Annotated in this window: 11 protein-coding genes; 5 read left to right on the top strand and 6 right to left on the bottom strand. The window is 72.4% G+C overall.

Annotation, left to right across the window (positions count from 1 at the left end; all coding sequences use genetic code 11):
* Positions 1 to 5: 5 nt before the first annotated feature.
* The 6 genes from larE to ACFVYA_RS38355 are packed head-to-tail and all read right to left on the bottom strand — an operon-like array spanning position 6 to position 5,571.
* Entirely contained in the window at positions 6 to 809 is an 804-nt protein-coding gene (gene larE, locus ACFVYA_RS38330) for an ATP-dependent sacrificial sulfur transferase LarE (RefSeq protein WP_387052054.1), read from the bottom strand.
* On the bottom strand, positions 809 to 1,942 hold the full coding sequence (gene larC / locus ACFVYA_RS38335) for a nickel pincer cofactor biosynthesis protein LarC (RefSeq protein WP_387052055.1): 1,134 nt from the start codon (positions 1,940 to 1,942) through the stop codon (positions 809 to 811). Before larC ends, larE begins: the two co-directional genes overlap by 1 nt.
* The gene (gene larB / locus ACFVYA_RS38340; RefSeq protein ID WP_387052056.1) at positions 1,939 to 2,610 is read right to left on the bottom strand and encodes a nickel pincer cofactor biosynthesis protein LarB; all 672 of its coding nucleotides are present in this window, start codon (positions 2,608 to 2,610) and stop codon (positions 1,939 to 1,941) included. The genes larC and larB overlap by 4 nt, the downstream gene beginning before the upstream one ends.
* A complete protein-coding gene (larA, locus tag ACFVYA_RS38345) occupies positions 2,607 to 3,884 on the bottom strand; it encodes a nickel-dependent lactate racemase (RefSeq protein WP_387052057.1) in 1,278 nt (425 codons plus the stop codon). Before larA ends, larB begins: the two co-directional genes overlap by 4 nt.
* On the bottom strand, positions 3,881 to 4,723 hold the full coding sequence (locus tag ACFVYA_RS38350) for an amidohydrolase family protein (protein ID WP_387052058.1): 843 nt from the start codon (positions 4,721 to 4,723) through the stop codon (positions 3,881 to 3,883). Before ACFVYA_RS38350 ends, larA begins: the two co-directional genes overlap by 4 nt.
* Complete coding sequence (locus tag ACFVYA_RS38355; protein WP_387052059.1) at positions 4,720 to 5,571, bottom strand: fumarylacetoacetate hydrolase family protein; 852 nt, start codon at positions 5,569 to 5,571, stop codon at positions 4,720 to 4,722. Before ACFVYA_RS38355 ends, ACFVYA_RS38350 begins: the two co-directional genes overlap by 4 nt.
* 182 nt (positions 5,572 to 5,753) lie before the next feature.
* Between ACFVYA_RS38355 and ACFVYA_RS38360 the strand changes: the two genes are divergently transcribed.
* Genes ACFVYA_RS38360 through ACFVYA_RS38380 form a run of 5 tightly spaced genes read left to right on the top strand, consistent with a single transcriptional unit; the run spans position 5,754 to position 11,465 of the window.
* Positions 5,754 to 7,076 carry an enolase C-terminal domain-like protein gene (locus ACFVYA_RS38360; RefSeq protein WP_387052060.1) on the top strand — a complete coding sequence of 441 codons (1,323 nt, stop codon included), beginning with the start codon at positions 5,754 to 5,756 and terminating at the stop codon, positions 7,074 to 7,076.
* The gene (locus tag ACFVYA_RS38365) at positions 7,073 to 7,846 is read left to right on the top strand and encodes an SDR family NAD(P)-dependent oxidoreductase (RefSeq protein ID WP_387052061.1); all 774 of its coding nucleotides are present in this window, start codon (positions 7,073 to 7,075) and stop codon (positions 7,844 to 7,846) included. The genes ACFVYA_RS38360 and ACFVYA_RS38365 overlap by 4 nt, the downstream gene beginning before the upstream one ends.
* Positions 7,843 to 8,910, top strand: coding sequence for a sugar ABC transporter substrate-binding protein (locus ACFVYA_RS38370; protein WP_387052062.1), 1,068 nt, complete (start codon positions 7,843 to 7,845; stop codon positions 8,908 to 8,910). The genes ACFVYA_RS38365 and ACFVYA_RS38370 overlap by 4 nt, the downstream gene beginning before the upstream one ends.
* A 37-nt stretch (positions 8,911 to 8,947) precedes the next feature.
* On the top strand, positions 8,948 to 10,447 hold the full coding sequence (locus tag ACFVYA_RS38375; protein WP_387052063.1) for a sugar ABC transporter ATP-binding protein: 1,500 nt from the start codon (positions 8,948 to 8,950) through the stop codon (positions 10,445 to 10,447).
* Entirely contained in the window at positions 10,440 to 11,465 is a 1,026-nt protein-coding gene (locus ACFVYA_RS38380; protein ID WP_387052064.1) for an ABC transporter permease, read from the top strand. The genes ACFVYA_RS38375 and ACFVYA_RS38380 overlap by 8 nt, the downstream gene beginning before the upstream one ends.
* Positions 11,466 to 11,502: the final 37 nt, after the last annotated feature.

The following is an 11,502-nucleotide window of genomic DNA, read 5'->3' on the forward strand; positions in this document are numbered from 1 at the left end:
GGAGGTCAGCCCGGTTCGTGGTTGAGGGCGCCGGAGCGGAAGGACGAGACAGTGGCCTCGGCGAAGCCGAGCGCCCGCACGGCCTCGAGCAGCCGCGGATCGTCGCGCACTTCGGCGGCCACGGCGGCATCGAGCTCGATCCGCGCCGTGCCACCGAGGTCCCGGACCCGCACGTCGCGGTAGCGCCGGCCGTGGTCGTCCAGGAACGCGCGCACCACCGATTCGGCCTGTTCGATCCGGGCCAGCGTGGCCGTGGTGATCGGGATGCCGTACCGGACCCGGCTCGCCAGGCAGGGCGCGGCCGGTTTGTCCGCCCAGGCCAGCCCCCAGCGCCGGGCGATGGCCCGTACGTCCTCTTTGGACAGGCCCAGCGTCCGCAGCGGCGTGTGCACGCCGAGTTCGTCCCCCGCGCGGATGCCCGGCCGGAACGGGTCGACGGCGTCGTCGGCGTTCGTGCCGGTGGCCAGCGCCGGGAACCCGTGGGCGGCGGCCACTCCGGCGATCGCCGTGAGCACCGTGGTCTTGCAGAAGTAACAGCGCCGGCGCCCGTTGGCCGCGTACCCGGGCTCGGCCAGCTCGCCGGTCGACGGCGTGAGGTGGCGGACCCCGAGCTCGGCCGCGATCTTCCGCGCGCCGGCCAGTTCCACCGCGGCCAGGCTGGCCGAGTTCGCCGTCACCGCGAGCACGTCCGCCGGGCCCAGGGCGCGGACGGCGGCCGCGAGCACCAGCGCCGAGTCGGTGCCGCCGGAGAACGCCACCGCGAGCCGGCCGAGGCCGGCGAGGTGGGTGACGAGCCGCGTTTCGTCCATCAGCGCCCCGCGGCGATCGTCGCGACGACGCGTGCCGGCAGGCCGAGCTCGCGCGCGGCGGCCACGACGTCGTCGTGCTCGGGTTTCGTCCCGTGCGGCCCGCGCTTGCGCCGTACCGGCATCCCGAGGACGTCCACCGTTTCGGTCTCCCGTTCCAGTGCGGTGCGGCGGACCGGGTACTCGCGGAAGCCGAGGCTGCCGGTTTCGGCGAGGACGAGGGCCCCGAGCCGGGCGGCGTGCTCCGGCTCGGCGAGCACGTGCAGGACGTGGGCAGGCCGGCCCTTCTTCATCGTCACCGGGCTGATCCACGCGTCGAGCGCGCCGGCCGCCAGCAGTTCGCCGACGACGTGCCCGAGGACTTCACCGGTGACGTCGTCGAGGTTCGTCTCCAGCACCACCAGGGTGCGGTGTCCGGCGTCCACCGGCTCGCCGAGGTGCACGACCGCGACGTTCGGCCGGTCCGCCAAAGTCCGGGTGCCGGCGCCGTAGCCGGTGGCCAGCAGGCGGAACTCCGGTGGCGGCTCGAACCGGGCGCCGGTGGCCTTCAGCAGCGCGGCCGCGGTGGGGGTGACCGTCTCGCCGGCCAGGTCGCTCCCGACCGTCCGCGCGCCCTTCAGCAGCGCCGCGGTCGCGGGGGCGGGACAGGGGAGGACGCCGTGCGCGGTGCGGACTGTGCCGGTGCCGAGGGGGAGCGCGCCACAGTACACAGTGGACACCTCCAGGGCGTCCAGCGCGGCGCAGACGCCGATGACGTCGACGAGCGTGTCGTGCCCGCCGAGTTCGTGGAGGTGGACGTGCTCGGGTGCTTCCCCGTGCAGCCGGCCTTCCGCCTCGGCGATCGCGCGGAGCGCGGCGACCGCCCGGTCCGCGACCGGCGCGGGCCGCACCCGGCCGGCCATGGCGATCAACTCGGCCGCGGGACGGCTGGTGGCTTCGTCCGTGACGTCCACGTGCGCGCGGGCCGCCGTCAGCCCGTGGGTGAGGAGGGACTCCACACGCAGGTCCCAAGCGGTCAGCCCGCTGGCGGCGACGGCGGACCGGATGCGCTCCAGCGGCGCGCCGGCGTCGACCAGGGCGGCCAGCAGCATGTCCCCGGCCAGGCCGGTGAACGGCGTGATGACGCAGATCGTCACCGTGACCTCCGCAGGACCTGGGCGAGCCGGAAGGCGGCCATGGCCGCGCCGAACCCGGAGTCGATGTTGACGACGGTGATGCCCGCCGCGCAGGAGGCGTGCATCGCGAGCAGCGCGGTGACGCCTTCGAGGCCGGCGCCGTACCCGGTGGAGGTGGGGACGGCGATCACCGGACAGGCGACCAGCCCGCCGACGGCCGAGGCCAGCGCGCCCTCCATGCCCGCGACGACGATGACCGTGTCGGCCTCGCGCAGCCGGTCCGCCTCGGCCAGCAGCCGGTGGATCCCGGCGACCCCGACATCGGTGACCGCAGCGACCGAGAGGCCGATGGCCGCGGCGACTTCCGCGGCCTCCTCGGCGACCGGGCCGTCGGACGTCCCGGCCGCGGCCACCGCGACCGTGAAGGCCGTCGGTTCGGCCGGGCGCCAGACCAGGAGCCGCGCGCCGGGGGCGTAGCGGCCGCCGGGGACCTCGGCGAGCACGGCGCGAGCCGGCTCGGCTTCGACCCGGGTGACCAGCACCGGCCCGGTGTTGTGGGCGAGCAAGGTCCGCGCGATGGCGGCGATCTGCGCCGGGGTTTTTCCGGGCCCGTAAACGACTTCCGGGAGTCCCTGGCGGTGTTCGCGGTCCAGGTCGACGCGCGCGAAACCGAGGTCGGCGGTACTCATGCCACGTACGGGATCGTCAGGGGACCTTCGGGCAGCACGCAGGCCCGTGCCCCCGGCCCGGCCCGGTCGAGGGCCTCGGCCACGGTGGCCGCGATGTCGGTGGTCCGGGTCAGGTGGGCCGTCGCGAGGTCGGCTTCGGTCAGCGTGCCGGTGTGCATCACGACCCGGCAGTCGTCCTGGATCTTCGCCTGGATCTGGACCTGCCACTGGTCGGGCACGGTCACCGGGCGGGCCGCGATCTCCGCGAGCAGGGCCGCCGGGGAATCCGCGGACGCGAGGACTTCCCGGTAGGAGCCGTGGTCGGGGAACCCGTCCCGGCACTCCGCGGCGCACACGATCGTCCCGCCCGGCTTGGTGATCCGGTGCGCCGCCGACATCCCCTTGACCGACTGGTAGAGGTTCTGGTCCAGCGGGTAGCCGGAGTTGGTGGTCACCACGACGTCGAACGGCGCGGGCACCGGCCGCATGGCGACGTCGCGGGCGGCGCGGGCCGCGGCCGCGTGCATGTCCAGGAGGTCGCCGCCGAAGGCCCCGATGACCGCCTTGTCGCGGTTGAGGATGACGTCGAGGGCGAAGGTGACGCCGGTGGCCGCGGCGATCGCGCGGACGTCGTCGTGCACGGGATTGCCTTCGGTGATCCCCCAGGTGGCGTTCCGGTGCCCGATCCGGCGGGCGTCGTGCAGCACCAGCACGGTGTCCAGGGCCGCCAGCCCGGGCGCGACGAGCTTGGGGCCGCCCGAAAAGCCCGCGAAGAAGTGCGGTTCGACGAACCCGGTGGTGATCCGCACGTCGGCGGTCACCCACTCGCTGTTCAGCCACACCGGGACGTCGTCGCCGTGGCGTCCCAGCCAGGTCAGGCTCGCGCGGTCGCGGGCGTCGTGGTTCACGATCCGGACGGTGTCGGCGACCTCGTCGCCGAACATCGCGCGCAGCTCGGCGCCGGTGTTGCCACGGTGGGTGCCGGTGGCCACGAGGATGACGACGTCTTCGAGGCGGACGATGCCGTCCAGTTCGGCGAGGATCGCCGGGATCATCAGTTCGCGCGGCTGCGGCCGGGTTCCGTCGCACGCCGAGATCGCGACGGTCTGCCCCGGCCGCACCCGCTCGCGCAGCGGCGGCCCGGCGACCGGTTCCCGCAAAGCCCGGCGCAGCAGCACGGCCGCGGCCTCGGTGACCGGGTGGTGCACGGGCGTCACGACGGTGGTGACCGCCGGGTCGATGGTGAGGTCGAGGCCGGTGTCGCCGTAGGCGAGCCGGACCGTCCGGGCCGTCATGGCGCCAGCCCGTAGACGCGGGTCGCGGTCCCGCCGCGGACGGCGTCGCGTCCGGACGGCGTCAGGTCTTCCAGGAGGCTGTCGGCGGCGTCCATGACTTCCGCGTAGGTCCCCGCGAGGAGGCACACCGGCCAGTCGGAACCGAGCATCAGCCGGTCCGGCCCGAAGGCGGTGAGCGCGGTTTCCGCGTAGGGCCGCAGATCCTCGACCCGCCAAGGCCGGCCCGCTTCCGTCACCAGACCGGAAAGCTTGGCGACGACGTTGGGTTCCCGGGCCAGGGTGGCCAGCCCGCTCGCCCAGGGCTCGAGCTGCCCGCCGGCGATCGGCGGTTTGGCGAGGTGGTCGAGGACGAAGGTGAGCTCCGGCAGCGCGCGGACCGCCGCGGTGGCCGCCGGGAGCTGGTGCGGCAGCACGAGCAGGTCGTACACCAGCCCGGCGTCGCGCACCGCCGCGAGCCCGGCCAGCACGTCTTCGCGTTCCAGCCAGCGCGGGTCGGGCTCGGCTTGGACGAGGTGGCGGATGCCGGTCAGCAGTTCGCCGCCCGGCGCCGACCGCAGCCGGTCGAGGTCCTCCGACGGTGAGTCGGTGAGGTCGATCCAGCCGACCACGCCGGCGATGAGCGGCTCCGCGGCCGCGGTCGCCAGGAACTCGACCGACTCCTCGAGGTCCGGCAGGACCTGCACGAGCACCGTCGCGTCGATCCCCGCCGCGGCCGTGCGCAGGTCGGCCGGCGTGAAGTCGCGCCGGATCGCCGCGGTTTCGTCGCCGTCCAGCCACGCGTGGCGGCGGACGGAGGTTTGCCACAGGTGGTGGTGCGCGTCGACGCGCCGACCGGTCACGCCCGGCCGATCCGGTGGTGCTGGCGGGCGAGGCCGTCGATGTCCACGGTCACTTCGTCCCCTTCGGACAGATAGGGGAAGTCGTTGGCGCCGAACGCGACGCCCGCCGGCGTACCGGTGTTCACGACGTCGCCCGGCTCGAGCACCATGAACTGGCTGAGGTACCAGACGATGTGCCGGACGCCGAAGAGCATGTTCCGCGTGGTGCCGTCCTGCCGCGGCTGCCCGTTGACGGCCAGCCGCAGGCGGAGGTCCTGTGGGTCGCCGGCCTCGTCCGGGGTGACCAGCCACGGCCCGAGCGGGTTGAACGTTTCGCAGGACTTGCCCTTGGTCCACTGGCCGCCGCGTTCGTGCTGGAAGTCGCGCTCGCTGACGTCGTTCGAGACGGCGTACCCGGCGATGACCGCGTCGGCGTCCTCCGGTGTCGCGAGGTACCGCGCCCGCCCGCCGAGCACCACGGCGAGCTCGACCTCATAGTCGGTCCGGGTACTGGTCCGCGGGATGAGCACGGTGTCGTCCGGGCCGACGATCGTGTTGGTGGCCTTGAGGAACACCACCGGCTCCGCGGGCGGCTCGGCACCGGTTTCCGCGGCGTGGTCGGAGTAGTTCAGCCCGATGCAGGCGAGCAGGCCGGGCCGGGCCACCGGGGCGCCGATGCGCAAGCCGGTGGCATCCAGGACGGGAAGGGTGCCCTCGCGCAGCGCCGCCCGCGCCCGCGCGACGCCGTCGGCGGCGAAGAAAGCGCCGTCGACGTCCGGGGTCAGCGACCGCAGGTCCCGCGCCGCACCGGTTTCGTCGAGGACGACGGGGATCTCCTGGCCGCGGTCGCCGAGGCGTTGGAAGCGCATGGCGGGGACCGTAGCAGACATATGATGTCTCTTTCAAAGGTCTGCGCAGTCATCATACCTTAAACCACGAGCAGTAGTGATCAATCACTATAAGTGCAAGTTATTGCCGTGTTACGGACCAACTCTGGACAATCCATGAGTCGGCGCGTAGCCATACATATGTTGTCTGCGCCGAATGAGAGGTGGACCCGTTGGCCGAAGTGATCAGTGCCATCGACGCCGTGGACGTGCGCTTCCCGACTTCGCTGAGCCTGGACGGGTCGGACGCGATGAACCCGGAACCCGACTATTCGGCGGCGTACGTGACCATCCGCACGAGCGCCGGCGAGGAAGGCTACGGGCTCGCCTTCACCGTGGGCCGCGGCAACGACGTCGAGGTCGCCGCCGTCCGGGCCCTCGTTCCGCTGGTCGTCGGGATGCCGGTGGCCGACGCGCTCGACGACCTCGGCGCCTTTTCCCGCCGGCTGACCGGCGACAGCCAGCTCCGGTGGCTGGGCCCGGACAAGGGCGCGATCCACATGGCCGCCGCCGCGATCGTCAACGCGGCGTGGGACCTGCGGGCCCGCCGCGAAGGCAAGCCGGTCTGGCGGCTGCTGGCCGAAATGCCGCCGGAGGACCTGGTCGACCTGGTCGACTTCCGGTACTTGCAGGACGCGCTGACCCGCGACGAAGCCCTCGACATCCTCCGCCGCGCCGAACCGGGCCGCGCGGGACGCCAGGCCGAACTGCTGGAATCCGGTTTTCCCGCCTACACCACGACTCCCGGCTGGCTCGGGTACTCGCCGGAGAAGCTGGCGGCGCTCGCGAAGGAGGCGGTCGAGGACGGGTTCACCCAGATCAAGCTCAAGGTCGGCGCCGACCTCGACGAAGACGTCCGCCGGCTGCGGCTCGCGCGGGACGTCGTCGGGCCGGACATCCGGATCGCCATCGACGCCAACCAGGCCTGGGGTGTCGGGCAGGCCATCGAATGGCTGCGCCCGCTCGCGGAGTTCGACCCGTACTGGATCGAGGAGCCGACCTCGCCCGACGACGTGCTCGGCCACGCCGCGATCCGCCGGGCGGTCGCGCCGATCAAGGTGGCCACCGGCGAGCACACCCACAACGCGGTGATGTTCAAGCAACTGCTGCAGGCGCAGGCGATCGACGTCCTCCAGCTCGACGCGAGCCGGGTCGCCGGGGTGACCGAGAACATCGCGATCCTGTTGCTGGCCGCCAAGTTCGGCGTCCCGGTGTGCCCGCACGCCGGCGGGGTCGGGCTGTGCGAAATGGTGCAGCACCTGTCGATGTTCGACTTCGTCGCGGTGAGCGGCAGCCAGCAGGACCGGGTCATCGAGTACGTGGACCACCTGCACGAGCACTTCGTCGACCCGGTGCGGATCGAGCGGGGCCGCTACCTGGCCCCGACCGAGCCGGGCCTCGGGGCGCGGCTGCACACGGAATCCGTGGCGCAGTACCGGTTCCCCGACGGCCCGGTCTGGCAGCCGGAGGCGGTGGTGGTCGCGTGAGCGGCGGAGAGTTCGACGGTGTCCGCGCCGTCGTGACGGGCGGTGCGTCCGGCATCGGGCTCGCCACCGCGCGGATGCTGTCCCGGCGGGGCGCCCGGGTGGTCTGCCTCGACCTGAACGAAACGGTCGAGGAATGCTTGACCGGCGTGCGGGCCGACGTCTCGGACGACGGTTCGGTGCGGGCCGCGGTCGCCGCCGCGGTGGACCACCTCGGTGGCTTGGACGTCCTGGTCAACAACGCGGGGATCGGGGCACAGGGAACGGTCGAGGACAACGACGACGCGGAGTGGCACCGCGTGTTCGACGTCAACGTCGTGGGGATGGTGCGGGTGACCCGCGCGGCCCTGCCGCACCTGCGGGAGTCGCCCGCGGCGGCGATCGTGAACACCTGCTCGATCGCGGCGACCGCCGGGCTGCCGCAACGAGCGCTCTACAGCGCCACGAAGGGCGCGGTCCTCGCGCTCACCCGCGCGATGGCCGCCGACCACCTGGCCGAGGGGATCCGCGTGTGCTGCGTGAATCCCGGCACCGCGCACACCCCGTGGATCGACCGGCTGCTGGCCACGGCCGACGATCCCGGCGCCGAGCTGGCCGCGCTCGCCGCGCGCCAGCCCACCGGGCGGCTCGTCACCGCCGACGAGGTCGCCGCGGCGATCTGCTACCTGGCCGGCCCGGACTCCGGCGCCACCACCGGCACCGATCTCGCCGTGGACGGCGGTATGTCCGGCCTGCGGCTCCGCCCGAAACCTGTCAACGAGGAGAGGTCATGAAGTTCCAGCACCTGCGCGCCGCCGCTGTCGTCACAGCCGGTGTCCTGACCGCGGCCGCACTGGCCGGCTGCAGTGGCGGCGGCTCGACCGCCGCTCCGGGCGGCAAAACCGTCGTGGGGGTCGACTACCCGCGCTCGGACACCGACTTCTGGAACGCCTACATCAAGTACGTGCCCCAGTTCGCCGGCCAGTTCGGCCTCGACCTCAAGACCACGAACTCGCAGAACGACGTCGCCAACCTGACGGCCAACGTGCAGACGATGATCAGCCAGGGCGTCAAGGGTGTGGTGATGGCACCGCAGGACACCGCGGCGATCATCCCGACGCTGCAGCAGCTCGCGACCAAGAAGATCCCGGTCGTGTCCGTCGACACCCGCCCCGACCAGGGCAACGTCTACATGGTCGTGCGGGCCGACAACCGCGCCTACGGCGAAAAGGCCTGCCAGTTCCTCGGCACCAAGCTCGGCGGCCAGGGCAAGGTCGTCATGCTGCAGGGCGACCTGGCGTCGATCAACGGCCGGGACCGCACCGAAGCCTTCAACACCTGCATGAAGAAGGACTTCCCGGGCATCACCGTCTTCGGCGAGGCGACCAACTGGGAGGCCAACACCGCGGCCCAGAAGCTCCAGACCCGGCTGACGGCGAACCCGGACATCAAGGGCGTCTACATGCAGTCCAGCTTCGCCCTGTCCGGCACGCTGCAGCTGCTGAAGCAGCGTGGCCTGGCGGTCCCGGCGAGCGACCCGAAGCACGTGTTCGTCGTGTCCAACGACGGCATCCCCGAGGAACTCGCCAAGATCCGCGCGGGCGAGATGGACGCGACCGTGTCCCAGCCCGCGGACCTGTTCGCCAAGTACGCCCTGCAGTACGTCAAGGACGCGATCGCCGGCAAGACGCCCGCCCCGGGCAAGACCGACCACGACAGCACCATCCTCCAGATCCGCGACGGCCTGATGGAGGACCAGCTGGCCGCGCCGCTGGTCACCGCGGACGGCGCCACGTTCGGGCCGGTGAGCAGCGTCAAGGTCGACGACCAGTCCCTGTGGGGCAACAGCAAGAGCTGAACTCCGCGGCCAGCACCGCTTCAGGGAGGAACCGAACATGAACACCGTGCCGGTCGTCGAGGCCCGTCAGGTGGTCAAGCGCTACGGCGCCACGGTGGCGCTGGACGAAGCCGACCTGACCGTCCTACCCGGACAGACGCACGCACTCGTCGGCCGCAACGGGGCGGGCAAGTCGACCCTGGTGTCCGTCCTTACCGGACTGATCGAGCCGGACGCCGGAACCGTGCGGCTGAACGGGGAACCGGCTCCGGCGCCGGCCGACCGGGACGCCTGGCGGGCCCGGGTGGCCTGCGTGTACCAGCGGTCGACGATCATCCCCGAGCTGTCGGTGGCGGAGAACCTGTTCCTCAACCGGCAGGAGACCCGCGGCGGGTTCGTCCGCTGGGCCGCGCTGCGCCGCTCGGCCACCGAACTGCTCGAGCGCTGGTCGGTGGACGTCGACGTGCACCGGCCGGCCCGGGAGCTGAGCGTGGAGCAGCGGCAGTTCGTCGAGATCGCGCGGGCCCTGTCGTTCGGCGCCCGGTTCGTCATCCTCGACGAACCGACCGCGCAGCTCGACGGGGCCGCGATCACGCGGCTCTTCGGCCACATCGCCGAGCTGCAGCGGCAGGGCGTCACGTTCCTGTTCATCAGCCACCACCTGCAGGAGGTGTACGAAATCTGCGACACGGTGACGGTGTACCGGGACGCCCGCCACGTCCTCACCGCGCCGGTCGCCGAGCTGCCGAAGACCGATCTCGTGGCCGCGATGACCGGTGAGAACGCCGTCACGGTGCAGGAGCGGACGTCCTCGGCCCGGCACGGCCTCGAACCCGTGCTGCGCGTGGACGACCTCAGCCTCGCCCCGTACTTCGCGGACGTGTCGTTCGACGTCGCGCCCGGGGAGATCGTCGGGCTGGCCGGGTCCGGCGGCAGCGGCAAGACCGAGCTCGCCGAGGCGTTGGCCGGGCTGCGCAAACCCACCTCCGGCACGGTCTTCGTCGGGGACCGGCGGCCCCGGCCCGGCGACGTCCCGGCCGCGCTGGCCGCGGGGGTGGGTTTCGTCCCGGAGGACCGCCACCACCAGGGTTTCGTGCCGGAGATGTCCATCGCGGACAACTCCACGATGAGCGTCATGGACCGGCTCGGCCCCGGCATCTTCGTCCGGTCGGCCCTGCGCGACCGGCTCGCCGGGCAGCTGATCACGCGGCTGGCGGTGAAGACCCCCGGGCCGGAACTGCCGGTGTCCGCGCTGTCCGGCGGCAACCAGCAGAAGGTCGTCATGGCCCGGGCCCTGGCCGGCGACCCCCGCCTGCTCGTGCTGATCACCCCCACCGCCGGGGTCGACGTGCGCTCGAAGGAGTTCCTCCAGGGCAAGGTCGCGGAGGCCGCCGCGGCGGGCACCGCGGTGCTGATCGCCTCGGACGAACTGGACGACCTGCGCCTGTGCGACCGGCTGCTGGTCGTGGTCCACGGCCGGCTCACCACCGAAATCCCCGCCGGCTGGCAGGACCGCGAGGTCGTGGCCGCCATGGAAGGAGTCGACCTCGATGCCTGAAAGCCCTGCCGCGGTGGACGTCCCGCCGCGGACGGAACCCGGCGCCACGCCACCGCCCCGGCGCATCGCCCTCGCCCGCCTGCGCGACTTCGCGCTGGTGCCCGGGATCATCGCGATCGCCGTCGTCGGCCAGCTGGTCAACCCGGTGTTCCTCCAGTACGACAACGTGATCAACATCCTGCAGACCATGTCGGAGATCGCCCTGCTGGTGCTCGCCCAGACGATGGTCCTGGTCGTCGGCAAGATGGACCTCTCGCTGGAATCGACCTTCGGCCTCGCGCCGGGTGTCGCGGCGTGGCTGACGATCGGCGGCGGCCATTCGCTCGGGCTGCTGCCGTCGTGGACGGCGGTGCCGGTGGTGCTCCTGGTCGGCGTGGTGGTGGGGGCGCTCAACGCCCTGCTGATCGTCCGGTTCGGGCTGAGCGGGTTCGTCGTCACCCTCGGCATGCTGATCGTGCTGCGCGGCCTGCTGACCGGGATCTCCGGCGGCCAGACCTTCTTCGGCCTGCCCGATTCGGTGCTCTACCTCGGCACCACGTTGTGGGCCGGGATCCCGGCGTCGATCTGGATCTGCGTGCTGTTGTTCGCCGGCGGGATCGTGCTGCTCGGCTACACCCGGTTCGGCCGCAGCCTGTATGCGATCGGCGGGAACGAGGACGCGGCGAAGGCCGCGGGCATCCGGACCGACCGCATCGTGTGGATCGTGCTGATCGGGGCCAGTGTCCTGGCCGCGCTCGGCGGGCTGCTGCTTTCGGGACGGCTCGCCTCGGTGGCCGCGGCGCAGGGCAACGGCTACATCTTCACGGTGTTCGCCGCCGCCGTGATCGGCGGGGTGAGCCTGAACGGCGGCCGGGGCACGCTCTTCGGCGCCTTCACCGGCATCCTGCTGCTGTACATGATCCAGAACGTGCTGACCCTGGCCGGGGTGCCCGCCCAGTGGATCGGCGCGCTCAACGGCGCGATCATCCTCATCGCGCTGGTGATGTCCCGCATCACCAGCGGCAAGCGGCAGACCTGATGGCGGATCTCGGCCTGGGCACCGCCGGCCTGGGCAA

It is taken from the genome of Amycolatopsis sp. NPDC058278, assembly GCF_042881395.1.
Taxonomy (GTDB): Bacteria; Actinomycetota; Actinomycetes; order Mycobacteriales; family Pseudonocardiaceae; genus Amycolatopsis.

Coding starts and splice junctions, on each gene's coding strand:
- ACFVYA_RS38380 (WP_387052064.1), top strand. CDS start 10,440: ATGCCTGAAAGCCCTGCCGCGGTGGACGTCCCGCCGCGGACGGAACCC.
- larE (WP_387052054.1), bottom strand. CDS start 809: ATGGACGAAACGCGGCTCGTCACCCACCTCGCCGGCCTCGGCCGGCTC.
- ACFVYA_RS38355 (WP_387052059.1), bottom strand. CDS start 5,571: ATGCGCTTCCAACGCCTCGGCGACCGCGGCCAGGAGATCCCCGTCGTC.
- ACFVYA_RS38370 (WP_387052062.1), top strand. CDS start 7,843: ATGAAGTTCCAGCACCTGCGCGCCGCCGCTGTCGTCACAGCCGGTGTC.
- larA (WP_387052057.1), bottom strand. CDS start 3,884: ATGACGGCCCGGACGGTCCGGCTCGCCTACGGCGACACCGGCCTCGAC.
- ACFVYA_RS38375 (WP_387052063.1), top strand. CDS start 8,948: ATGAACACCGTGCCGGTCGTCGAGGCCCGTCAGGTGGTCAAGCGCTAC.
- larB (WP_387052056.1), bottom strand. CDS start 2,610: ATGAGTACCGCCGACCTCGGTTTCGCGCGCGTCGACCTGGACCGCGAA.